Origin of the sequence: Flavobacterium potami (assembly GCF_020026915.1) — a bacterium.
Lineage (GTDB): Bacteria > Bacteroidota > Bacteroidia > Flavobacteriales > Flavobacteriaceae > Flavobacterium > Flavobacterium potami.
On the sequence record NZ_JAINUY010000002.1, the window covers coordinates 271,943 to 296,800 of the forward strand.

27 protein-coding genes are annotated in these 24,858 nt (G+C 32.0%); 5 read left to right on the plus strand and 22 right to left on the minus strand.

Features of this window, described 5'->3' with window-relative positions; all coding sequences use genetic code 11:
* Positions 1-26: 26 nt before the first annotated feature.
* The 6 genes from K6T82_RS06950 to K6T82_RS06975 form a co-directional block, all read right to left on the minus strand.
* The gene (locus K6T82_RS06950) at positions 27-440 is read right to left on the minus strand and encodes a DUF6157 family protein (RefSeq protein WP_223705211.1); all 414 of its coding nucleotides are present in this window, start codon (positions 438-440) and stop codon (positions 27-29) included.
* Between the two features lie 215 nt (positions 441-655).
* Positions 656-1,999: a hypothetical protein gene (locus K6T82_RS06955; protein WP_223705212.1), complete on the minus strand. Its 1,344-nt coding sequence runs from the start codon at positions 1,997-1,999 to the stop codon at positions 656-658.
* A 256-nt stretch (positions 2,000-2,255) separates the two neighbouring features.
* Positions 2,256-2,738: a hypothetical protein gene (locus tag K6T82_RS06960; protein WP_223705213.1), complete on the minus strand. Its 483-nt coding sequence runs from the start codon at positions 2,736-2,738 to the stop codon at positions 2,256-2,258.
* On the minus strand, positions 2,738-3,181 hold the full coding sequence (locus K6T82_RS06965; RefSeq protein ID WP_223705214.1) for a hypothetical protein: 444 nt from the start codon (positions 3,179-3,181) through the stop codon (positions 2,738-2,740). Before K6T82_RS06965 ends, K6T82_RS06960 begins: the two co-directional genes overlap by 1 nt.
* Complete coding sequence (locus K6T82_RS06970) at positions 3,178-4,608, minus strand: hypothetical protein (RefSeq protein ID WP_223705215.1); 1,431 nt, start codon at positions 4,606-4,608, stop codon at positions 3,178-3,180. The genes K6T82_RS06965 and K6T82_RS06970 overlap by 4 nt, the downstream gene beginning before the upstream one ends.
* A 202-nt stretch (positions 4,609-4,810) precedes the next feature.
* On the minus strand, positions 4,811-5,371 hold the full coding sequence (locus K6T82_RS06975; RefSeq protein WP_223705216.1) for a hypothetical protein: 561 nt from the start codon (positions 5,369-5,371) through the stop codon (positions 4,811-4,813).
* Positions 5,372-5,690: 319 nt separating this feature from the next.
* Here K6T82_RS06975 and prfA point away from each other — a divergent pair, with 319 nt between their 5' ends.
* Together prfA and K6T82_RS06985 are read left to right on the plus strand one after the other, a co-directional pair.
* On the plus strand, positions 5,691-6,767 hold the full coding sequence (gene prfA, locus K6T82_RS06980; RefSeq protein ID WP_223705217.1) for a peptide chain release factor 1: 1,077 nt from the start codon (positions 5,691-5,693) through the stop codon (positions 6,765-6,767).
* Between the two features lie 350 nt (positions 6,768-7,117).
* Entirely contained in the window at positions 7,118-8,449 is a 1,332-nt protein-coding gene (locus tag K6T82_RS06985) for a DUF5723 family protein (protein ID WP_223705218.1), read from the plus strand.
* 441 nt (positions 8,450-8,890) lie between these two features.
* On the opposite strand, the gene K6T82_RS06990 is transcribed toward K6T82_RS06985, so the two are convergent.
* The 11 genes from K6T82_RS06990 to K6T82_RS07040 all read right to left on the minus strand — a co-directional run bounded on the left by K6T82_RS06990 (position 8,891) and on the right by K6T82_RS07040 (position 15,364).
* Positions 8,891-9,262: a hypothetical protein gene (locus K6T82_RS06990; RefSeq protein WP_223705219.1), complete on the minus strand. Its 372-nt coding sequence runs from the start codon at positions 9,260-9,262 to the stop codon at positions 8,891-8,893.
* Positions 9,263-9,299: 37 nt separating this feature from the next.
* Positions 9,300-9,656, minus strand: a complete 357-nt coding sequence (locus K6T82_RS06995; RefSeq protein ID WP_223705220.1) for a hypothetical protein — start codon at positions 9,654-9,656, stop codon at positions 9,300-9,302.
* Between the two features lie 47 nt (positions 9,657-9,703).
* Positions 9,704-9,988, minus strand: a complete 285-nt coding sequence (locus K6T82_RS07000) for a YtxH domain-containing protein (protein WP_223705221.1) — start codon at positions 9,986-9,988, stop codon at positions 9,704-9,706.
* Positions 9,989-10,043: 55 nt separating this feature from the next.
* Entirely contained in the window at positions 10,044-10,196 is a 153-nt protein-coding gene (locus K6T82_RS07005) for a lmo0937 family membrane protein (RefSeq protein ID WP_143102046.1), read from the minus strand.
* A 38-nt stretch (positions 10,197-10,234) separates the two neighbouring features.
* The gene (locus tag K6T82_RS07010) at positions 10,235-10,882 is read right to left on the minus strand and encodes a porin family protein (RefSeq protein WP_223705222.1); all 648 of its coding nucleotides are present in this window, start codon (positions 10,880-10,882) and stop codon (positions 10,235-10,237) included.
* A gap of 36 nt (positions 10,883-10,918) precedes the next feature.
* The gene (locus K6T82_RS07015; protein WP_223705223.1) at positions 10,919-11,488 is read right to left on the minus strand and encodes a DUF4142 domain-containing protein; all 570 of its coding nucleotides are present in this window, start codon (positions 11,486-11,488) and stop codon (positions 10,919-10,921) included.
* A 136-nt stretch (positions 11,489-11,624) separates the two neighbouring features.
* Positions 11,625-13,412: a CHASE3 domain-containing protein gene (locus tag K6T82_RS07020; protein ID WP_223705224.1), complete on the minus strand. Its 1,788-nt coding sequence runs from the start codon at positions 13,410-13,412 to the stop codon at positions 11,625-11,627.
* An 8-nt stretch (positions 13,413-13,420) separates the two neighbouring features.
* Positions 13,421-13,870, minus strand: coding sequence for a response regulator (locus tag K6T82_RS07025; protein ID WP_223705225.1), 450 nt, complete (start codon positions 13,868-13,870; stop codon positions 13,421-13,423).
* Between the two features lie 21 nt (positions 13,871-13,891).
* Complete coding sequence (locus tag K6T82_RS07030) at positions 13,892-14,443, minus strand: helix-turn-helix domain-containing protein (RefSeq protein WP_223705226.1); 552 nt, start codon at positions 14,441-14,443, stop codon at positions 13,892-13,894.
* Between the two features lie 163 nt (positions 14,444-14,606).
* Positions 14,607-14,792: a CsbD family protein gene (locus K6T82_RS07035; RefSeq protein ID WP_223705227.1), complete on the minus strand. Its 186-nt coding sequence runs from the start codon at positions 14,790-14,792 to the stop codon at positions 14,607-14,609.
* A 98-nt stretch (positions 14,793-14,890) separates the two neighbouring features.
* Positions 14,891-15,364 carry a Dps family protein gene (locus tag K6T82_RS07040; RefSeq protein ID WP_223705228.1) on the minus strand — a complete coding sequence of 158 codons (474 nt, stop codon included), beginning with the start codon at positions 15,362-15,364 and terminating at the stop codon, positions 14,891-14,893.
* Between the two features lie 226 nt (positions 15,365-15,590).
* Here K6T82_RS07040 and pyrF point away from each other — a divergent pair, with 226 nt between their 5' ends.
* The 3 genes from pyrF to K6T82_RS07055 all read left to right on the plus strand — a co-directional run bounded on the left by pyrF (position 15,591) and on the right by K6T82_RS07055 (position 19,807).
* A complete protein-coding gene (pyrF, locus tag K6T82_RS07045) occupies positions 15,591-16,418 on the plus strand; it encodes an orotidine-5'-phosphate decarboxylase (protein WP_223705229.1) in 828 nt (275 codons plus the stop codon).
* A gap of 163 nt (positions 16,419-16,581) precedes the next feature.
* Positions 16,582-17,382 (plus strand): ABC transporter substrate-binding protein, encoded by an 801-nt coding sequence (locus K6T82_RS07050; protein ID WP_223705230.1) that lies wholly within the window; start codon positions 16,582-16,584, stop codon positions 17,380-17,382.
* 931 nt (positions 17,383-18,313) lie between these two features.
* Positions 18,314-19,807: a catalase gene (locus K6T82_RS07055; RefSeq protein ID WP_223705231.1), complete on the plus strand. Its 1,494-nt coding sequence runs from the start codon at positions 18,314-18,316 to the stop codon at positions 19,805-19,807.
* 233 nt (positions 19,808-20,040) lie between these two features.
* Here K6T82_RS07055 and purU read toward each other — a convergent pair whose 3' ends face one another.
* From purU to K6T82_RS07080, 5 genes are all read right to left on the minus strand, one after another.
* Positions 20,041-20,895: a formyltetrahydrofolate deformylase gene (purU, locus tag K6T82_RS07060; protein WP_223705232.1), complete on the minus strand. Its 855-nt coding sequence runs from the start codon at positions 20,893-20,895 to the stop codon at positions 20,041-20,043.
* A gap of 123 nt (positions 20,896-21,018) precedes the next feature.
* Positions 21,019-21,735 (minus strand): DUF4197 domain-containing protein, encoded by a 717-nt coding sequence (locus K6T82_RS07065; protein ID WP_223705233.1) that lies wholly within the window; start codon positions 21,733-21,735, stop codon positions 21,019-21,021.
* Positions 21,736-21,882: 147 nt separating this feature from the next.
* A complete protein-coding gene (locus K6T82_RS07070) occupies positions 21,883-22,233 on the minus strand; it encodes a hypothetical protein (RefSeq protein ID WP_223705234.1) in 351 nt (116 codons plus the stop codon).
* Positions 22,234-22,513: 280 nt separating this feature from the next.
* Entirely contained in the window at positions 22,514-22,849 is a 336-nt protein-coding gene (locus K6T82_RS07075; RefSeq protein ID WP_223705235.1) for a hypothetical protein, read from the minus strand.
* A 169-nt stretch (positions 22,850-23,018) separates the two neighbouring features.
* Entirely contained in the window at positions 23,019-24,590 is a 1,572-nt protein-coding gene (locus K6T82_RS07080; protein WP_223705236.1) for a L,D-transpeptidase family protein, read from the minus strand.
* Positions 24,591-24,858 lie beyond the last annotated feature (268 nt).

Consider the following 24,858-nt stretch of genomic DNA (forward strand, 5'->3'; position numbering starts at 1 on the left):
CGGCTTTATTTATAATAAAATCAGGATTATGACTTACTAGCTTTCATAGCCTTTACTTTCTTAGTTTTGTTATCATTAAGAAAATTTTGGTATTGTTCAGTCTCCATTCCAAAAATAGCTATTTTTCCATTTTGGTCGTTATGAATTCCAAAACCATAGGTTTTGGAAAGAGGTGAAGCACGCAAACAAGCTTGTCCTTTCGAGAAAAATTGTTCTCTGGACTTTTCATATTCATTTTGAGTTAAATCATTACGATCCGCAAAAACCTGAAAAAGAACATCATCAGAAGTATATTTGTACGGATTTTTAGCAATTAGTTCGTATTGCATTTCAGCAACTGTTTTTTTGTCTTTGCTAGGCGGTTTTGTTCCTTGATTTATTTTAGTGTCCTCTGCAACTTCTATAAAAGTATTAAAGTAGTTTGTAGTATGTGTTTTCATTTTTTTAAATTTCGAAATCTAAATATAATGATTTTTGTGTTATTTGGTTGGTTTTTAATTGTATAGAGTTTTGCTGAAAATGAAAAAAGCTACAAGACTTATTGTAGCTTTTGTGTTGATTTTTATTGGGTTTAATTGTTGTGAGCTCGAATTGTAAATTTGCGCTAACGGGTGGATACGCTCGCTTTTGAGAAACAAAATACTAATATATTTAATTAAATTTTTTTCATTAAATTAGATAATAAATCTTTAATAATTCCAGTCTCTTCCTTAGATAAATTTAGTTGATCATCGTTATCTTCGAATTTATATAGATCTATAAATTTTTGTATTACTATTTTTCGCTCATCATTATTCTTATCAGTATTTTTTAATCCGATATAAAATTTTCTGACGCCTAACTCATCATTTTCAGTTTGAACCATTAAATTATAGTTATTAGTATAAAGTTTACTGGTGTATCTTAAAATAGCTAAGAAAAAAGAAATTATAACAATACTTAAAATAAGACGTTTTAGTAATTCATGTAATTCATTTTGAGGTTTAGCTAATTCATTTTCAATTTTTGGAATCAATCTTAACATGTTATTTGCCGAAGATCTATAATTTGCATCAGCGAATCTTGTTGAGTTAGCAAATTCAATAATTTGTGGTTTCAATTTTGAAATTAAACTAATATACTTTATATCCCCATTTTCATTTATGGAATCATATTTATTATTGAAACTTGTGTAGAAATCTTCAAAGTTTTTATCTATCGAAAATGAAATATAGCTTTTTTTTAAAGATTCTAAATTTTTATAATTCAAATCGTTTTTCTTTAATTGAACTCGTTCAATTTTTTGAAATTCAGTTTCTTTATTAAAAGCATCTAAAAGATCAACTGCTTTAATAATTTGAAAATTTGCATTTGCTTGTCGGATTTCAGTTTTTAAATCTGAAATATTTTTTGAAATTCCCGCAGAAGAATCATTAAGTAATATATAGCCAAAATAAATAACAATTGCTATAAACGAAATGCCCAATACTAATGTTGCAGTTAAGAATCTATCTGAGTAAAGTTTAAATCTTTTTCTTCTCTTTTCTAAACTCAAAAGTATAAAAGGAATATAGTCTAAACCAAGCTTTTTGTCATCTTTACCTACAGGTAAACGAGTTGAGAAGGCAGTAGCGAAATCCTCGCTTGTCAAAACTTTTTCTATGAAATCTTCAACTTTTTCTTCTGGATTAAAATTTAGATTATTTTTACTTGAAATAATTTTATAAAGAATATATGAACAAGTAAAAACAGGTAGTAAAACTTGAATGATTGAAACTATACCCATAGCAACAGCAGGATCTATAAAATATGCACGACTATTTCTATACAGTATTTCTTCATTATTTAAATTTAATAAAATGCTAATAGTTAAAAGAAAAAGTGTAATTGTTAGCTCCTTAGGATTCAAATATTTTTTTCTATTAATTTTAAAGATTAATAGTCCAAGACATCCGATCGATAATATCAAGCCTATTAATATAATTAACAATTGATAAATTGAATAAATTTGGTACGTCATATTTAATTGTTTAATTATTGGTTTTATTGGGGTTTCATGATTTAATTAATAGTATAAATAACTAGTGGCTTTTTCGATGTAAATGCTACAATACTTTTGTAGCTTTTATATCTTGAAGATTTGTATTGTGTCTAGTTTGCGGGCACGGATTGCAAATCCGCGCTAACGTTGCGAAGATATATCTTTGCGATCGGGTTTTTTGGACAAAAAAGTTTGGACTAGAAATAAATCTTTTTTATTATAATAAATACATCATTTATATATTCGAAAATAAATTTATTTTACCAAATGTATTATTAGAATCAATAATATTTTGATAGATAGTCTCTGAGAATTGAATTTCCCTTAGGTCAAATTTAGGATGGAAAAAAAATATTTCGGATGTAGGTTTAGGATAGGCGACAACATGAAATAACTTATCATATGGATCGTTGATATCTGATTTGTCAAAACTTACAAAACCCTTACGGGCTTTATCTACAAAGTCTTCAATATAAAGTTGACGATGAAAAGATGATTTAAAAAACTTTATTTCATCTAAATTTGGATTTATTATATATTCAAATTGTTGTTTGTAAGATCTAAATTGTTTTGCATTATAGTTTAGTATTTTGTCTAAGTTCATAAGCTTTTCAGGTAAAACCCCACCTGCAGTAGCTACATGTAATCTAAATAAACCGTTACATGGAAAAAAAATATCCATGTCTGAGCATAGTTGTTCTTCAATAGTAAATGCCATCAATTAAAAACGTTTTGACAATTTAGACAAGTCTCAATTATTTCTGATGTTCTTGGTCTATAAGGATTAGTAAAATTTATTTCAGAAAGGTTAGCCTTTTTTCGTAATAACAAATAATTTGAAGAATTTACTTCAGCGCATTTTCCCACAACATTTATGCCGTTATGTTTCCCAATTTTTCCAATTGTATTTAGTTTCGCTTCCAGTTTTTTTGCAATTGGATCTTCCAAATAACGAGTAACGTCTATCTTGAATTTATTGCCTAAAACTGCACCAATAATTACAGGAGGTAACAGCATTGCTTCCTTATCGGAAATATTGTTTTTTTTTATAAAACTTTTTATTGGCTTACAACGTAAAAAGAGTTCTCTATCAAGAGTTTTTATGTTACGAAATTTTTTTATTAAAATTGCTCGTCGCAATAATTTGTTAAGATTTTTCATTTCCAATTTAATATAGTAGAAGTAATTTTTTTAAATTCATTATTAAATATAACTTTTTCAGATTTTGGAAATTCTTTTATTAAATAATCTAAAGCTTCTAAAAATTTATCATTAACAATATTTTTTCTTACCATTACAAGTAGCTCGATTCCTTGTAGCCTGCCAATTTCTCTGCTTAGTTTCTGTTGGACTTCTAATCTCATCAATTCTACTAGAAGATGGGGAATAAGCTCTTCTCCTAAAATAGTAAAGAATTGATCATAATATGGTTTTCCTCCTTGGGATATACCATTGTCATATTTCATTCCTTTACCAATTCGACACATCAATATGCTTTTAATAAGTTTGCTTGCTACTTCTTTTGGAATGTCTGATGATTTTTCTATGTAAGTTGAAATTTTTTCAATTATTGGGACTTCGTGGTAAAAGTTATCCCATGCATAATGAGCATCGCGAAGTCTATCTGCTAAATGGTCTAATGCAGCTACACGCTCTGATGTAGTTCTGAAATTGTTTCCTTTGACGGTGTTAAAAAATTCCTCGCCTAGTGTATATTTTATTTTATGTAAATTATTATTATAACCTAAAAGGATAACTCCTAATCTATATTTTTCATCATCAGCACAACAATTCCAGACTATAGGAGAAATTAATGAAATATTTTTTCTTACCACTTGTTCTGTATCAGGAGTTACATAGATGCCAAAAATAGTCCTGATTATGCTGTCGCAGTGATGTGTTGCTAAACTTTCAATTTGTGGCTTAATATTATTAATTGTAGTTTGGTCTAAAGTATCAGAATTTGTTTTCAGATTGTCAATAAATGCTTTAACTTGTATTGCAGACGGGGAGGGCTGGTCTTTTAAAACATCCTGAATACAAGTTTGGAGCCAGCCTAGTAATTCAAAAGCATTAATACTGTAATTTGTAGGATGAGAAATTCCTATGTCATTTCTCATATCCAAAATATGTGCAAGTTTTCGGTAGGTTGTATCAGATATTAATTCTAATTTTGCACAAGTAGTGAGTAATACGGTATCTTTTAATCCTGCTAAATCTTCTTCTTTTTTGTAGGCACTTCTTAATGCACCACCAATTGCTTTGTCAAAAAATATTTCAATTCCGTAAGTAATTGCTTTTTGTCGTAAAGATATAACAACCTCATTCCATATAGAATTTAGAGCATAATCAAAAAGTCCAAATCCCGCTCCAACCACAAATTTTGATAAATACCTTGCATCACGTCTCAATTCCTCAGGTAAACCAAAAATATATTGGGGCAAATTTTTTCCAATAATATCTCTTTCAGAAGTATCAGCAAGAATATTATCGGATGGTAGACCAATTATATTTAGAAATTCCGTTATCTTTTGGACTTGACTTTCAATAAGATGACCGTCCTCATATTTTTTTAGTTCTTGTGACATATACTTTGTTTTATAGTTTTAAAAATATCTTTTTCATTATAAATTTTATTAAGTACTGAAACTGTGTGTAAATTCATAAAAGAGCTAAAATTGCCTAAATAATTTTTAACTAAATTGAGAATGCAGATTTAAAAACAAACATCGTCTTTAATTTAAACTAACAACCAAGTAAAAACACCTGATTATTTGAAAGTAAAAAAAATTATTTAATCTCTTTCAACATCTTAAGCAATTCAGGAATTTTACCTACTTGCGTTTCTGTCCAGAAATAATGTTCATTATCAGTCACTCCATTATCTTTAAGATAAATTGATATTCTTCGAGAACTTTTTTCAATATGAAAACTAAATGTTATTTCTCTAGAGTTGAAAATATATGTCACTGATTGATTTTTTTCAGTTTTGTCTTTAAGATTTGGAATAACATATTGTTCAATAAATAATATAAATTCATCAACTTCGCTTAAATCAATCCATGAAGATTTAAAATAACTCTCACCTTTTCCTAAGAATTGAGGTGTGACAGTCATGTCCATTTGTAATGATTTTATTTTATTGTTTGATTTCAAATCAATTGCTTCTACAGGAAAGAAGGAAACTATTTCGCCAATTCCAGATTTAAATTCTGCTCTTACATTCCAGTCTTTGTTTATTTGAGTTATATCTGCATTATCAATAAACTGCCTAGTTTCAGAATTCTTATTTTGAGAATAATTAATTGTGACTACAAGAAGCAATAAAAAGGTAGTAAGTTGTTTTTTCATTATTATTACAATGGTTATTAGTTAGTTATTTTTCAAAAATAGGAGCTTAAAATCAAAAAGCATTACGGAAAACCGTAAATCGCATTATGAAAACCAAAACCCCTAGCCCTGATAGCAGCGGCATCCTTTTTAGGCAAACGAAAACTTCTTAATTAAAACCGAGACTTTCTGCCTAAAAAGATATAGCGGATAGCAGGAAATAGCTCCTAAAAACAACCCTAATTCCACTAAATTTCCTCCTCAAAAAACACAAAAAATCAATTATAGAATTTTCCACAAAATTTTTGTAATTTTGCAGTCCAAATAAAGGAAAAAGAAAATGTTAGATAGACTTCAATATGTAAAGCAGCGTTTTGATGAGATTTCGGATTTGATTATTCAGCCGGATGTTATTGCAGATCAGAAACGTTATGTGCAGCTTAACCAGGAATACAAAAGTATTAAAGCGCTGGTTGATAAGAGAGAAGAATACATTCTTGTTTTAGCCAATATTGACGAGGCCAACGAAATTATTGCAGACGGAAGCGATGCAGATATGGTGGAAATGGCTAAAATGCAATTGGATGAAGCAAAAGAACGTTTGCCGCAACTGGAGGAGGAAATCAAATTTATGTTGATTCCTAAAGATCCTGAAGATGCTAAAAACGTAATGGTGGAGATTCGCGCGGGAACGGGTGGAGACGAAGCGAGTATTTTTGCAGGTGACTTATTCAGAATGTATACCAAATATTGCGAATCGCAAGGTTGGAGAACGTCTGTTGTAGATATGAACGAAGGAACTTCTGGAGGTTTCAAAGAGGTTATTTTTGAGGTTTCGGGAGAAGATGTATACGGAACGTTGAAGTTTGAAGCGGGTGTTCACCGTGTACAACGTGTTCCGCAAACAGAAACGCAAGGTCGTGTGCATACATCGGCTGCAACGGTTATGGTTTTACCAGAAGCAGAAGAGTTTGATGTTCAAATCGATATGAACGAAGTTCGTGTAGATTTCTTCTGTTCGTCTGGACCTGGTGGACAATCGGTAAATACTACGAAATCGGCTGTACGTTTAACGCACATTCCAACTGGATTGGTGGCGCAATGTCAGGATCAGAAATCGCAGCATAAAAATAAAGACAAAGCCTTAATCGTATTACGTTCTCGTTTGTACGAAATGGAATTGGCGAAAAAACAAGAAGAAGATGCTTCTAAACGTAGTTCACAAGTTAGTTCTGGTGACCGTTCGGCTAAAATTCGTACGTACAACTACGCTCAAGGTCGTGTAACCGATCACAGAGTTGGTTTAACACTTTACGATTTAGGAAACATCATGAATGGTGATATTCAGAAAATTGTTGCCGAGCTTCAGTTGGTGAATAATATGGAGAAATTGAAAGAAGCTTCGGAGGTGTACTAATTCTACGTAGGTTCAAACGGACAAAGTAACAAAGTGACAAAGGTTTCTTTACTTTGTCTTAAAAAAATAAAAAAGCCGAACTTTTGTTCGGCTTTTTTGTTTGTATCACATTAGAAATAAATCTTCGTCTTTTGTATCTAAAAAAGTAACGTAAGAAAGTCTTTGCACATTTAAATAAATATAGACAAAGTAAAGAAACCTTTGTCCCTTTGTCCCTCTGTACCTTTGTATCTTTCAAAAAAAAACTTAACGAATTCATAATTCGTTAAGTTTTTTTTTGGTTTTTTTTAACGCATATTTGCATGCCTTTAAAACCCAAAAAGGGCTATACCAACCAATAAAATTAATCTATGAAGAAAACTTTACTTTTACTTTGCTTCTTTGGAAGCTTTTTTTATGCGCGATCGCAATCTTATTTTGGATTTAGAGATGACAATTATGCCGGAATCCAGTCGGCTTTGTTTAATCCGTCTGTGATTGTAGATTCGAAGTACAGAGCCGATGTGACGCTTTTTTCTGCAAGTGGAACAGGACAAAACGATTTGTACGGCGTTAATTTTGCCAGTATTTTTGATGGTGGTTACGATTTTGAAACAGAAGCCAACAAAAACATTAAATCGAACAACAGAGGGAATTTCAATGTAGATATTTTAGGACCTTCTGTAATGTTGAATATTACGCCTGTGCACAGTGTGGCGCTTTTTACGCGTGTAAGAAGTGTGACTAATATTGTCGATGTAAACGGACAACTTGTAGATGAGGTGAACAAAGACACTGATTTCTCGAGCAGCTTTATGATTCAGGGCGGAAACCCGAATGGTGTTACCAATTCATGGGCAGAGATCGGAGCAAGTTATGCAACGGTTTTATTAGATCGCGACGATCATTTTGTTAAAGGAGGTATCACCGTAAAATACTTAATGGCGGGAGTAAACGGATATCTTACCGGAAATGATATTTCAGTAGTTTTCAATAGAAATAATGTAAATCCGGAATTGAGCGAATATTATTCAACTGGAACTTTGCGCACTGCGGCTAGTTATGATTACGATAATGGCGAAGATCCGAAATTTGATGCGGGTTCTGCCGGTGTTGGTGTTGATTTAGGTTTTACGTATGAATATCGTACCAACTGCCACACTTGCATCGGAAACCGTTATAAATTTAAAGCTGCGGCTTCTATTACAGACATCGGAAAACTGAATTATAAAAATGTGGTAGAAAACACGTATAATTTAAATGGAAGAGTAACACAAGAAGATATTAAAGATGCAGATAATATCTTCGAATTCTTCAATTCATATTACACGAAAGTGTCGTCAAGAAAAGGAATCCAGGCCAATCTTCCAACGGCTGTACATACCAATTTTGACTGGAACATCAATCAGAAATTTTACTTGAATTTAAGCACCGATTTCAGTTTGGTAGATGCAAAGAAAGTAAACGGAACAGCTATTGCAAATTCGGTAACTTTTACGCCTAGATACGAAACCAGACAATTCAGTTTCTACGTTCCTGTTACTTACATGCAATACAGCGGAACACAAATAGGAGCGGGCTTCAGAGCTGGCCCATTATTTATCGGTTCAGGAACTCTTTTTACTAATTTGTTTTCGAATACTTCAAAAGGCTGTAATATCTACGCAGGTTTGAAAATTCCGATTTATCAAAATTATAATTAGGAGAGGGACAAAGAGACAGAGGAACAGAGGGACAGAGGGACAGAGGTACAAAGGTTTTTGAATGCGTGAATCCCAATATGTAAAAAAGCTTTATTTACTGAAAGTAAATAAAGCTTTTTTCTTTAAAATTTAAAATTGAAAAAGATTCGAAGAATCTAAAAAAAACTTTGTCCCTTTGTCCCTCTGTAACTTTGTCCCTAAAAAAAAAGCAGAACCATACCAAAGGTATATTCTGCTTTTTTTGTGAAATATAGTGAAGGTCTTATCTTCATTAACCGTTTCCCCAAAAACGTATAATGAAAGTTAGATACCTAGAAATACTCTCGTATATTCAAAACATTTATATAGATTAGAGTAAACGTATACACCATTTTTTAATACTATTTCGCTTAACTTTTCCATAATACTTATTTTAAGTTTGACAAATTACTCTTTAGACGTTTAATATTGAGATGATTCTTCTTCTTCGGAATCATCGTGAGAAGATTCGTTTTGTGGTTTAGAAACCAGATTGGTAACGATAAGTTGAACGATAGATCCTAAGATGCCTTTGAACATCGAATCGCCTTTTCCAACAATAAATCGTTTTGCGATATAACCAATTCCGATACTAATGGCAGATTGTGCCAGATGGCTTTTAAAACCAACCGTTTCGTTGATTTCTTCGACCGTATTTCGAATCAGATTAATAGGCTTTAGATTTTCTTTAATTTCGTCAACATGATCTTTGATGGCGCACCATTCGTTATCTTGACGAACTTCTAATTCCTTAATTTTTTGATTTAATTGATCAATAGTATATATAGCTTCCATAGGGTAGTTTTTTTGATATTAATAAATTAAATCTTAGTTATTTAGTTTCTTTTAAAATACTAGATATAAGAGAATTACCAATAGGTGTTTTTATGATTTTATGGTGTGATTTTACCACAATAATAGCAACAAGTAAATAAAACAATGCCATTATAAAGAAACCATAATAATATTCTCCAAGTTGCTGACCAACCCATAAACTGATTCCGATATTTAGAAATAAGGTAAAAAATGCAACAACAATGCCGATTGCAATCTTTGATGCCAATGATGAAACACCATCAGCCACTGAACATACTGTTTTCAGTTTTAATAATTCTAAACTTGTTTTTGCGTAGTTTTCAGCTTTTTCGTAAAGATTTAGATCTTCGTTTGTTGTTGCATTTGGTTCCATGATATACGGTTTTATGGTTTGAAAATTTTACTAATTAATACCTACGATTAATAGTTTGATTTTACTGTTTTAACGTCGTCTTTAAGAGTGTTGTAATCTTCTTTAACTTGGTTTAGTTTAGATTTTCCTTCTTCGATAATTTCTTTACCGTTTGAAGTGATTGTGTTTACAACATTATCAAATTTCGTTTTAATGTTATCGCTGTAATCTTTCGATTTATCTTTGATTTTTTTTCTTGTGTTTGATCCTTTGTCTGGTGCAAACAATACTCCTATAAATGCTCCCGCCGCTGCGGCTCCTAAAATTCCTAAAATTGTGCTACTTGCTTTCATAATAATTGATTTAGTGATTAATATTAATAATTTGTTGATTTAATAATTGTGATTTTTAAATTTCTCGACCTTTAATAAGTCGAAGTAATATGGCAATAATGGCAATAACTAACAGTATGTGGATAATGCTTCCGAAACTGTAAACAAAGAACCCTAAAGCCCAAAGTATTACCAGAATCACTGCGATTGTATATAATAAATTTGACATGGCTTTTATTTTACTGGTTAATAATTAATTCTTTCTTTTTAGTTCAACTTATACGAAAGGTATAATGTTAAGTTGCTATTTTTTGCGTCAGGAATCGTATAGGTTGTTCCTCCAACAGTTCTTTCTTTTCCAACAGTTGTTAAACCGTAGTTGTAACGTACACCGATACTGATTGGGTCAAAATCAACTCCAACACCTGCAGCGATACCCGCATCAAATTTTGCAAGATCATCTCTGTCGATTTCCTGATCAAAATCGAAAGCTCCGTCTCCTGTTATTTTAGAGCTTACTAGGTACGATGCATATCCACCCGCGTGAATATTAAAGTTCTTCGTAACATTTACTCTAACTAGTAAAGGAACTTCAATGTAATTCAGTTTAAATTTTGTGTTTCCACTTGCAAAGGCATTATTGTATTCAAATTCTGCTCCTTTTGTAGTGAACAAAACCTCTGGCTGAATGGCTACGAAATCTGAAATTGGAAGTGTAGCGTAAACCCCGGCATTAAAACCGTACAAAATATTGTTGTCATCTACATCATCTCCACTTCCGTATAAGTTCGACATGTTGAATCCTCCTTTTACACCGAATTCGGTATTTACATTAGTGTCCTGAGCGTGCAGCATTCCAAATGAAGCTGATAAAAAAAGTGTTAAGGCGCATAAAAAATTGGCTTGTAATTTCATAGTTAAAAATTTAGTTAATAGATAGATAATAGGCGTTTATACATTTTGTTTTTTCACTCTCTCGGTTTCCCTTAAAAGCTTGTATTGTTCAGGCAGGTATCGTAAGATCAATTCCAGGATTCTTTTATCGTTAGTTTCTCTAGAAATCGATTCAAATAATTCGATTTGGTTGTTCAAAGCTTCTTTCGTGGCGTCTAAATAAATATCGTCAAATTCATTTCCTTTTGCGTCTGAGAGGTTGTACAGGTCTCTTTTGTGCGTGGCGTTGATTTCAGTAATTACTATGAGCTTTAAAGTGGCCATTCTCGTTATTTCTTCCAACAATTGGTTTTCTTTGAATTCTATTCGTTGACTCAATTGCTGTATGATAACATCTGAACTTTTTTGTTTTGCAATTTGACTTTTGGAAATAATGGATTTACTTAAATTCGCCGCTCTTGTAAAAAAATAAACTTCTGTTTCTTCTCTTTCATTTTTTGCAAAAGATTGTGTCTTTAAAGAATTTTCTATTGGATTTACTCGTTTGCAAAACGTGTTGCATAATACGATTGCCAATAAGAAAAAGACTTTAAAAAACGTGACCTTTAATGGGCGAATTGTTTTCATTATTTACTTCCTCAAGTATTACATTACAAAGATGCTAACGAATGCAAGAATTTACTTTACAGCATAAAAAAGAAACGTTATATAATTCCCATAGAGGCTTTATATAACGTTTTTTATGTGTTTTTTTAAGTGAAGTTTAATCGGGTAGAAACACCGTAAATACTGAGCCTTTGCCCAAAGTACTGTCGGCAATAATATGACCTTTATGGTTTTCGACAATTTTTTTGCAAATGGCTAAACCAATTCCGGTTCCGGGATAATCTGTTTTGGAATGAAGACGTTGAAAAAGAACAAATATAGTCTCTTTGAATTGTGGGTCAAATCCCATTCCGTTATCTGTAAAAGTTATTTTATGAAATTTCTTTACCGATTGATCTACAATTTCAGGATAATCACAGGCACTTACTTTTTCGCTTGTAATCGAAATTTGAGGCTCGACATCTGGACGGCTGTATTTTAATGAATTTCCAATTAAATTGATAAACAGTTGTTCGATCTGATACGGAATTACCGATAACTTCGGAAGCTTGCTGTTTCTTACAATGGAAGCTTTCTTTTCTTCTATAGCTTCTGCCAGTTCCGATTCTGCATTGTCCAAAAGTTCATTAAGATTCATTTTAATGAATTCCTTTTTGGTGGTATTCGTTCGCGAGAACAAAAGAAGATCATCAATTAATACTCGCATTCTTTTGGCAGAACTTTCAATTTTGGTAATATAATTTTTTCCACTTTCAGACATGACTTCTTTATCTGCATCAGAAACCCTGGAGATAAAAGTCTGGATTTTTCTCAAAGGTTCTTGTAAATCGTGACTTGCTACGTGGTTGAAAGAGGCTAATTCCTTATTACTTTTTTCAAGTTCCTTATTTCGTTCCTGAAGTTCAATATTTAGTAAATGTTCGTCTGTAATGTCAAAATTAATTCCCAGTAAAATTTTGCTTCCTTGTTGATCGGTTACCAATTTTCCAGTTGTCTTGAAATAACGCACTTCAAAATCGGGTCTAATAATTTTATAATAAATAAATGGAACTTGCTTGTTTTCGATAATTCCATCAATAGATTTTGCAACCGATTCTTTATCATCAGGATGTACGAACTTCAAAAGGGTTTCTTTGCTTGGAACAAAAGAATTAGGCTCAAAACCCAACAATCGAAATTGGTTTTCAGAATAATCAATTTTATCGGCATCCAAATCCCATTGCCAAGTGCTGAAATTTCCGATGCTTTCAGATTCAGCAATTAGGCCGCTGGAGATTAATAGTCTTTTATTGAAAATTTTCAAGCGTTCAAAATCACGACTAATTTGTCTGTAAGCCAATAAAATAAAACTTAACGCAACTAGAAATAATGAAATCGAAAAAAGCGGACTTAAAGAAATCTCCGCATCATAAATTTTAAGTCTTGTTTTGAGGTAAGTCTTTTCAATATCGTTCATTTCGTCTACCTTGAAACGAATGTTTTCCATTAAGATTCGTCCGCCAAACATATGATTGTCTAGTTTTCTTTTGTCATATGTTTTTGGATCACTGTATTTTAGACAGTTTTCGAAAGAAACAAATCGAAGTGTAATGAGTTTGAACAGATTTTGAAGATTTTCCTGCTGCTGCGGATTATCGCCAGTCAATTTTTTTAAAGTTATAAAAGACGTATTTACCTTGTCTCTAGAGTAGATATAAGGAGTTAAAAAACGGGCATTGCGAGTAATGATATAACCTCGCTGGCCCGTTTCTGCATCTTTTATAGCCGACATTAAGCGTTCGAGCTGAATGTTTATTTCGTAGGTATGCATAACCAGTTTGCTTGATTCATTCAAATCCTGATTATGTTTGTAAGCAATTGAAGACAGAAATAACAGAATGAAAACTGCGATTACAAAAATAACTCTCAAAGAGTTTGAAGAATTAAAATTTGGTATCCATTTCATTGGTACTCTTATTTTAGTCGAAGCAAGAAATTATCACGGTTTAACCCTGAGGTATGATAGTGCCAGTTTACGGTCACGACTTCATTAATAATTTTTTTAAGCGTATTGAAATCGCTTGGCTTTTTGATGTAAATATTAGCACCCTGGATAAAGGTATCTTCAATGTCTTCTTCAGAAGAAGAAGTAGAGTAAATGGCAATGATTATATCTCTTAGACGATCCGTTTTTTTGATTTCAATTAAACATTCCTTACCTGTTTTTTTAGGCATGTTCAAATCCAGAAACAAAATATCCGGAAGCTTATTGTCTGTATTGTGTAGATGATCCATCAATTGCATCCCGTCATGAACAAAACTTACGTTTGTTTGTATTTTTATTTCTTCAAAGGCATCTTTAAAGAAAAGACGGTCATCTTCATCATCATCGGCAAGTAAAATGTGTAATGCGTTTTTCTGCATTTTGATCGTGGTATTTGGGTTTTATTTTAAATTTTCTCTTCGTTTCTTAATAATTCGCTGAAAAGCAGATGGCGTAATTCCGGTTGTGTTTTTAAACTGTGTACTCAAATGGGCAACACTAGAGTAATTTAGTAAAAAAGCAATTTCGGTCAAACTCATTTCGTTAATAATTATTAACTGTTTCGCTCTTTCGATTTTCTGCAAAATAATAAAGTTTTCTATAGAAGAGTATGTTACTTCTGAGAAAACATTAGACAAATATCCATAACTGTGATTTAGCTTTTCAGCTAAAAACACCGAACTTTTATAATTATTACTGTCGTCCATAAACACAAGCTCAATAATGGCGTCTTTTATTTTTTGGACTAATACACTTTTTTGATTTTCAACAACTTCAAAGCCACAAGGGGTCAATTTGTTTTTTAAATTTTCAAGTGCTTCAGCATCAAAATTGTCTTCAATTTCGATTTCGCCAAAACCTAGCGTTGTAAAATTCACATTGTTTTGCTCTAAATTTAATTTTAGATATTGGGAGCAAATCGTGTTAATGTCGAACTTTATAAATAGTTTCATTTTATAGAAATTTGGTTAAAGATACTTATTTTATTTTTGGTTACCGCTTTTATATAGCGTAGAATTGTTAGAAGAATGTGTTTTTTTAAAATTGAACCCTCAAAAAAATACCGTCTAATACTTAAATTTACTAGACGGTATTTCCTGATTGAGTCGTAAGGATTTACAAATCAGACAAGATTTTATGAAATTCTTCTTTAGTCTTTCCTAATTTTTGCTGAAGTCTTCCGTACATTTCGTCTTCTTTTCCTTCGGCAAACATCAAGTCGTCATCTGTTATTTCAGCATATTTTTGCTTCAATTTTCCTTTTAACTCATTCCAGTTTCCTTTTATCTCTGTAGTATTCATGACGTTTTCTGTTTGTTGTTATTACTAATGTAAAATTCCGATTTATAAATCAGGTTCTTGTTACATTTATTTTAGCGACTGTTGTATAATTTTCATTTTTATACCTGATATCTTCTCAGGATCCAAGCCATCTTTTCGTGTTCTTGAAGTAAACCTGTAACAAAATCAGCAGAACCGACATCTTTGGTTTCTTCTTCAAAAATCGGAATATAGCTTCTAAATTCGGTAACCAATTGTTCATGGTTTTCAAGAAGTTCAGACAACATGTGCTTTTGAGAAGCATATTCTTTTGGAGATTCCTTCAAAGTAGAATTTTCGATAAACTCCTTCATGGTTCCAATCGTTTTTTCTCCCAATTGATTGATGCGTTCTGCAACTTCGTCGATTTGTGCTTCTAGAATTCTATATTGCTCTTCAAATAATTTATGTAATTCCATGAAACTGTTTCCTGAAATATTCCAGTGAAATTTTCTGGTTTTTACATATAATGTCATTTCATTAGATAAGATTGTGCCAAGTATTGAAGCACTCTTTTTAAGATTTGCAGGTGTAATTCCGATATTTGGGCTCATGATGGTCTTTTTATGTGTTTTTCCAAAGATATAGGGGAGGATCTTGTTTTTCTTTACACAATTTTGGAGGTATGTTACAGGAATTCAATGTTCATTAGATAATTGGAAAACTTGGCAATTAGATAATTACAAAATTAGATGCTTCCAATAACCATTTATCATTTACAATTAACCATTTACAATTCACAATTATATTCGTAATTTTGCCGCACAAGCAAAACACAATATGACAACACAACAATTACACGAACAAATTCTTCAAAAAAAATCATTTTTATGCGTAGGCTTAGATCCAGATTTGGACAAAATGCCACAACATTTATTAGAAACAGAAGATCCAATTTTCGAATTTAATAAGGCAATAATTGATGCAACACATGATTTGACGGTTGGTTACAAACCAAACACCGCTTTTTTTGAGGCATATGGAATTAAAGGCTGGATGTCTCTTCAAAAAACAATCAATTACATCAACGAAAATTATCCTGAAATTTTTACCATTGCCGATGCAAAACGAGGAGATATCGGAAATACTTCTAGTATGTACGCAAAAGCATTTTTCGAAGATTTGAATTTTGACAGTGTAACCGTTGCTCCCTATATGGGAAAAGATTCTGTGGAGCCTTTTTTAGCTTTTGAAAATAAACATACCATCATGTTGGCCTTAACATCTAATGAAGGCGCTTTCGATTTCCAGACTTTAAATGCTGGTGGAAAGGAATTGTACAAACAAGTTCTAGAAACTTCTAAAACTTGGAAAAACAGCGAAAACCTAATGTACGTTGTTGGTGCCACAAAAGCAGAATATTTTACAGAAATTAGAAAAATTGTTCCGGATAGTTTCTTGTTGGTTCCTGGAATCGGCGCTCAAGGCGGAAGTTTATCTGAAGTTTGTAAATACGGAATGAATGATAAAGTTGGACTTTTAGTAAACTCTGCAAGAGCTATTATCTATGCTTCAAAAGGAACTGATTTTGCTGAAAAAGCGAGAGAAGAAGCTTTGAAGGTGCAAAAGGAAATGGAAGAGATTATTGATTTGAAGTTTCAGGTTTAAAGTTTCAGGTTGATATACTTTGAACATATTTTTAAACGCAATGTTCGCAAAGGTTTACGCTATGAACGCAAAGTTATTTTTCTTTGCGAACCCTGCGAAAAATCCTTGCGAACTTTGCGGTTTAATACACTCCAATAAACTTGAAACAAAAAAGACTTGAAACATGAAACAATTAACGGATCAAATAGGAACAATTCACTCTTTCGAAACTACTCCAAAACGTATTATTTCCCTTGTTCCTTCGCAAACCGAATTATTATATGATTTAGGTTTAGAAGAAGAAATAATTGGAATTACGAAGTTCTGTGTGCATCCGTTTCATTTTAAATCGACCAAAAAGATTGTTGGCGGAACAAAGAAAATTCACTTCGAAAAAATAAAACTCCTTGAACCGGATATTATTATTTGCAATAAAGAAGAAAATACTCAGGAAATAGTAGAGCAATTAAGAACAATATGCCCGGTTTGGGTAACAAATATTGTTGCTATTGAAGACAATTTTCAAATGATTTCAGATTTCGGACAATTGTTCAATTATAGAACAGAAGCCCAAAAATGGAATAACAAATTGGTATTCGCCTTGAGCGATTTCAAAAATTATATAAAAGATATCAAAGAGAAAAAAGCAGCTTATTTTATTTGGAAAGATCCTTATATGGTTGCCGGAAATGATACCTATATAAATGAATTACTAAAACTGAATCATTTCAAAAATATATACGAAGACAAAGGCCGTTATCCTGAAATCGAATTAAAGAAAATGCGTTTAGAAGGCGATCCGGATTTGGTTTTTCTTTCTTCAGAACCCTATCCTTTTAAAGAAGAAGATGCTTTCGAAATAGGAAGATTTACGCATCACGCCAAAACCGTTTTTGTAGACGGCGAAATGTTCTCTTGGCACGGAAGCAGATTGTTAAAAGCGTTCTCTTATTTTAAATTACTTCACGAAAGGTTGAAGAATTAGTTTTGTTTCAAGTTTCAGGTTTCAAGTTTTTGGAACGTTAATTAACCGCAAAGGCGCAAAGATAACCGCAAAGTTTTTTACACAAAGCTTTGCGAACTTTGCGTTTATATTCATAAAGCTTGGCAAAAAAATCTAGCGTGCTTTGCGGTTAAATTATGTTCAAAGTAAAGCAACGTGAAACTTGAAACCTGAAACGTGAAACTTGAAAGAAATCAAACCAATTTACTAGAAAAAAAAGAATGCCGGCATCTCGAAGACGCCGGCATTTATTTAACTAACCAAAACCAAAATAATAAATAACCAGTTTATTACATTACAAAGGTCAGACATAAATCGATATTATGATGTTAATGTCTTGTTATTACTTTGTTGGATATAAGTTAATGTCTAAATTTAAAAAATTCCAATATTTTAAAATTCCAATTTTACAATTGTTTTTTTTGTTTCAAGTTTCAGGTTTCAAGTTGTTTACTAATATTAACCGCAAAGTTCGCAAAGTTTTTTACACAAAGCTTTGCGAACTTTGCGTTTATATTCATAAAGCTTGGTAAAAAATCTTAGCGTGCTTTGCGGTTAAATTATGTTCAAAGTAAAGCAACGTGAAACCTGAAACGTGAAACAAATCAAACCAATTTAGTAGAAAAAAAGAATGCCGGCATCTCGAAGACGCCGGCATCATTTAACTAACCAAAACCAAAATAATAAATAACCAGTTTATTACATTACAAAGGTCAGACATAAATCGACGTTATGCTGTTAAGGTTTTGTTATTACTTTGTTGGTCATAAGTTAAGATTTAGTAATTTAATGTTTTGAGCATTCTACAGCGTTAAATAATTTTTGATTATTAAAATATAATAACAATCAATTTTGTTTATGAATATGCTAAAGATAAGTTTGTATATTTGGTAAAACATTAAAAATCAGCAAAATGGAAGAAAAGAAAAAATTAACAACTGCTACAGGAACTCCAGTTCCAGACAATCAAAACATTCAAACAGCTGGCCCTCGTGGACCCGTTTTATTACAAGATTTTTGGTTTTTAGAGAAGATGGCGCATTTTGACCGTGAAGTTATTCCGGAGCGAAGAATGCATGCTAAAGGTTCTGGTGCGTACGGAACTTTTACAGTAACGCATGATATTACCAAATATTCAAAAGCCGATTTGTTTTCGGAAATTGGTAAGAAAACGGAAATGTTTGTACGTTTTTCAACTGTTGCAGGAGAAAGAGGTGCTGCTGATGCCGAAAGAGACATTCGTGGTTTTGCCATGAAATTTTATACGAATGAAGGAAATTGGGACTTGGTAGGAAATAATACTCCGGTTTTCTTTTTCCGTGATCCGATGAAATTTCCTGACTTGAACCATGCTGTAAAACGTGATCCAAAAACCAATTTAAGAAGTGCTGATAACAATTGGGATTTTTGGACATTATTGCCAGAGGCATTGCATCAAGTTACAATTGTAATGAGTGACAGAGGAATCCCGAGATCGTACAGAGAAATGCATGGTTTTGGAAGCCATACTTTTAGTTTTATTAATGCACAAAACGAAAGACACTGGGTAAAATTCCATTTAGTTTCTCAACAAGGAATTGAAAACCTTTCTGATGAAGAAGCGGCTTCATTGGTAGGAAGAGACAGAGAAAGTCATCAAAGAGATTTATTTGATGCTATTGAAGAAGGAAATTTTCCAAAATGGAAAATGTTTGTTCAAATTATGTCAGAAGAACAAGCAAAAACATACCGTTTCCATCCGTTCGATTTAACGAAAGTTTGGTTAAAAGGTGATTTCCCATTAATTCCGGTTGGAGAATTCGAATTAAATAAAAATCCTGAAAACTATTTTGCAGAAGTAGAGCAAGCAGCGTTTAATCCTGCGCATGTTGTTCCTGGAATTGGTTTCTCTCCAGATAAAATGCTTCAAGGGCGTTTGTTCTCTTATGGAGATGCACATCGTTATCGCTTAGGTGTAAACAATTATCAAATTCCGGTAAACTCTTCAAGATGCCCTTACAACAGTTTCCATAGAGATGGAGCGATGCGTGTAGATGGTAACTACGGAGGAAGAAAACACTACGAACCAAATAGTTTTGGTGAATGGCAGGAGCAACCAGAACATAAAGAACCACCATTGGCAATTTATGGTGATGCTTATGCGCACAATTTTAGAGAAGACGATAGTGATTATTTTACCCAACCTGGACTTTTGTTCAATTTATTGACACCAGAGAAAAAACAACTTTTGTTCAAAAATACTGCTGGACAAGTAGGAGGGGCGCAGAAATTCATTCAGGTTCGTCACATCAGAAACTGCTATCAAGCAGATCCTGCTTACGGAGAAGGTGTTGCCAATGCATTAGGAATGACAATGGATGAAGTGAATAATTTTGATGATCCTAGATTAGCTATTAAAGCGAGATAATTGGAAAGGTTCTGAGATGCTAAGCTTCTAAGTTTTTTGAACTTTATCTAAAAATAAACCCGACAGTTTTTTAAAATCTGTCGGGTTTACTGTTTTTATAAATAAATTGATTCTCATAAACTGGACTGAAGTCCAGCTCTACAATATCATTTGTTCCTTCGGAACTTACCTTATGTTCAAACCTGGGAAACTTAGAATCTTAGTATCTTAGTATCTCAGCATCTTAGCACCTTTTAAGAAAAAACCACAGTTTTATTACTGTAAACCATAGTTTTTCTTTCGGAATGTAATTTTATTGCTCTTGCTAAAACAATACGTTCCAGATCGCGTCCTTTCATAATAAAATCTTCAACAGAATGAATGTGGGAAACTCGTGCAATATCTTGTTCGATAATCGGACCTTCGTCTAATTCTTCGGTAACATAATGACTTGTTGCTCCAATAATTTTTACACCGCGTTTAAATGCTGAATGATATGGTTTTGCACCTGGAAAAGCAGGTAAAAACGAATGATGAATATTGATAATCCTGTTTTCGTAAAGCTCGATTAATTTTGGTGTGATAATTTGCATGTAACGAGCTAGAACGATAAAATTGATTCCGTATCTTTTTAAAAGTTCGATCTGTTTTGCTTCTCCTTCTTCTTTGTTGTCTTTTGTAAAAGGAACATAGTGAAACGGAATATCAAAACGCTCTGCAATAGCTCTTAAATCGTTGTGATTACTAATGATTACCGGAATCTCAACATTCAATTCATCTGCACTATAACGCCCTAAAATATCAAAAAGGCAATGGTCATATTTAGAAACAAACAAGGCCATTTTTGGTTTTTGTTCCTGACTGTATAAGTCCCAAGACATATCGAATTTAGAGGCAAGTGTCTGATCAAAATCTTCTTTAAAACTTTCAATTGTAATTTGAGTCTGAGTAAACTCACATTCCAAACGCATAAAAAATACATTTTGTTCTACATCAACATGCTGATCGATGTATGTAATATTTCCACCTACTTTAGCAATAAAAGTAGTGACAGAGGCAATAATATTTTTTTGATCTTTACAGTGGATGAGTATGGTTATTTTTTGCATTGGTTTCTGTTTTTGGTTGAATCAGTTCATTTTTGTTTAAATGCTTAATCGTAATTTTGTTTAACCGTATGAAAGAAGCTGTAAAACCTTCTGTATTTACAGCTGTTCTTTAAATTCAAAAGATTATTTTCCGTCTTGTAGAGCAAAAACACTTTTTAACAAAGGCGTTGTTCTAGCAGAAATATTGTTTCTAATTTCTTTTTCTTCCACAGCAATCATTTTGAAAACTCCAGACAAAGCTTGAGTCGTAGTATAATCAGTTAAATCAGGATTTACTTTTTTGACTAATGGAATGGTATTGTATTTTGTGATAATATTTTTCCAGACTACATCGGCACCCACTTTTTCAAAAGAACTTTTAATTACAGGATTGAATTTTCCGTACAAGGCTGTTGTTGTGCTTCCTTGTAAGTAAGTAGTTGCAGCGCTGTCATTTCCTAACAGAATATTTTTTGCATCAGTAAACGACATATTTTTAACAGCAGTAACAAAAATTGGAGTTGCTTCTTTTACAGCATCTTCTGCAGCACGATTTAGCATTTTAATTCCCTCGTCTGCAAGAGAGCTTAATCCCACTTTTCTTAAAGTGGCGTCTACTTTTTGCAATTCTTCTGGCATTAAGATTTTTACAGCTTCATTTTTATAAAACCCATCTACAGCAGTTAATTTGCTTACTTGTTGTGTAATTCCTTTATTCAAGGCTTCTTTTAAACCAGAAGCGATATCAACATTGCCCGCAGGAAGCTGAGATGCAATTTGTGGCAGCTGATTTAAAGTTTGTTGTACTTGTGCACAAGAAGTTAGAGAAAAGGCAAGGGCTAATAAGATAATCTTTTTCATTATGGAGTTTTATTTAAGTTTCAAAAATACTACTTATTCAAAAACAAAGCCACAATTTTATTAAGGGAGAAGAAAGATTTTGTTGGATAAATAACAGAAGTTGTAATTGTTTAAAAACAGAATAGAAGGAAGAGCTAAAAATGTATTTTAGTCATTTTTTACGCTGTTTTTCCATTGAAAAAGTAAATCCTTAAAAAAAGATTTTATTTCCGATTTTTCGCCATCAACATAAACGTTAAAAATGCTTTTGTCTTTTTTGGTAATAGTCGTATAAGGACAATAAGTTGCGCCTACAAAATGAATAGTATCAATTTTTATAATATCATGATAAAAAGCAAAATAGATTTCATTTCTTTTGGGGTTTCTTTTATCGATCCAATACGAGGCAATTCTTTTGTTTGTAAAAAAATTACCGGCAGTTCTTTTAGTGTTTTGACTATAAAATTTGTGGATTATTTCATCTTTATCAAGTAGATGCAGGCTTTTTATAAAAGCCAAATCTTCCTTTTTTAAAGTTTGTTGTGTTTCAATTTTGTTGCATGAGATGAAGAAAATTAAAAACAATATAAAAGAATATTTATGCATAAGCCGAGTTGGAAGTCAAACGTTATTTAACAAAGCTAAAATACATAAAAATTATGTTTTTAATTTTATGAGATGATTTTAGGGAAAGTTTTTAAGACTTTACTAATGTGATAAAAAGCAAAAAGCAATTTGTTTGTAAAAGTTGTAGGTTGAATTGCTCTTTGCTTTAAATTATGTTTGGGACAAAAAAGGCTTAAACGTATTCCAAGCAATATAAATTTGGGTTATAAATTGGATTGATTTGATTTAAATCGGCCAATATATTTTGCGTATAATCTTTACCACCTATTGCCATATAGAATAAAGATTTTGAAATATAAAATGGTCTCAAAGGAAAGCTACGCCAACCTTGAGATAAATTTTTGATGAAATGTTTTAAAACATATTTGGATGTTTTTTCTTCAGGACGAACAAAATAAATGCTTTTAAGCTTAGACATTATATTAGGAAACATTATAAATCTTCCTCCTTGTTGTATCAATAGATTAATTTCAAAAAGTGTTAATCCTTCAATATTTTCAGTTTTCATGATTAATAAAATTTGTGGTATTAATATGAGGCAAATTTCGGGAGCAATTGAAAATGTTTTTAGACCTAAAAGTTTTAAAAACAATAAATTAAGATTTTTTTTACGGGCAAAAAAAAATCGGAAACCCAACGAATTGAGTCTCCGATTTTAATATTAATTTTAAATAGAATTAATTCACAGTAACCGATGTTTCTGTATTGGTTAATTCAGCATCTTTTTCATAAACATCTTGAAAGAAACCAATTTCACCATTTTCATTTACCAATGAAGTAAAATAAGTAATATAGATTGGTACTTTTTTAGTCAACTTAAAACTATTTTCTGTTTTACCAGCCATAGCTTTATCGATTTTTGCCGGAGTCCATTCAGGATAATCTTGTAACATTGCTACGGCTAATTCTTTAGCCATTTTTAAGTTGATACATCCATGGCTGAAAGTTCTTTTCTCAAAATCAAACAGCGTTTTAGACGGAGTATCGTGCATATAAATGTCTTCTGAGTTCGGAAACATAAATTTTACCAAACCTAAAGAGTTATCAGGTCCTGGTTTTTGTCTAACCTGGCCATTTACAATTTCCATGTTTTTCTCAGCTAGATAATTAGGATCTGCAGCAATTTTAGATTTTAACTCATTCTGTACAATACTTTGTGGTACCGTCCAATACGGACTGAAAACGATTCTATCAATTTCTCCATTAAAAATGGTCGTTTTTGTTAGAGGTGCGCCAACAAAAACAGGAGAGGTCAATTGTACTTTTCCGTTTTTAACGTAAACCATTTCATAAGATGGAACATTTACCAGAACATACTCGTCGCTAGCCGCAATTTGAGCAGCAATCGCACGGCATCTTTCCATATTAAGCTTCAAAGTCGCTACTTTATTTTCCAGCGGAATATTCATTTCGTTGATATGTTCTTCGGCCAAAATATAGTTTGGTTTGAATCCGTTACGAACTTTGTATTTCATTACGGCATCCATTAATTCACGATCATAAACATCGCTTTTAGAATCACTTTTTAAATCTCCATATAAATACAAACGAGTTCTCACTTGTGCAATCGTACTAGAAACCGCATCTGGTCGCAACTCTTTGTATGGAACTTCTGCTGGAACAATTGGTTTCCATTTGCTAGATTTTTCTAATCTTTTGTATTTTTTTAGAACATCTTGCAATTTGTAATATTGATCGTATTCTACTTTTACATCAGCATCAGCAACAGTGCTGGTTTCTTCTAAGGTGCTGTAGTTTAAGAAATCTTTTAGCATGGCATCATAAGCAATTCTTTTCTTGTCTGCATTACTTTTTTTAGTGTACACTACATACAAAGAACTTAAAAGCATATCTGCATCTGTTTGAGACAGCGTGCTTTTGTCTGATGACGAACTAAATAATTGATCAATTTCTTTTTGGTAAGGAATAATTAAATCATTTGTTTTCTTTGCTTTTTCATACAATACAGAACCGAATTCGCTAATTTCACCTTCGTCGAACCAAATGGTTCCAAGAGATCTGGTTTTGTATAAGGACATTACATCAGATTTGTATTTTTTTAAATCAGAATATCTTTTAAAGAAGTCATTTGAAATTTCACTGTTAGCATCTGACTCATTGTTGTTAACAGTTTTATAGGTGTCATTTAAATTTTTGTTTTCTTTAGTTTTTTTATCTTCATATTTATTGAAAGAAACCAAACTAAAGCTAATAGCTATAATTAAGCTTAGTGGAGTTAAAGTTTTCATTTTCATTTAATTTTTACGTTATACTTAGATTTAAAGTTTTTTGGGTAAAAATTTGGGGTCGTTTCTACATTGTAAAATTACTTTAGGTTGTTGAGAATGAGTTGTTTTATTTAAATTAGATTTTTCAAAATTGCCACATAGTAGGTTTATATAATATAAATCAGCTAGTTAGAAAATTTGTTACCCTTGGATTCCGAAAACGTTATATTTTTTTTTTAACATAAAGCTATGGTAACGATCAAATATTAAAATAATTTGTAAATTGCCT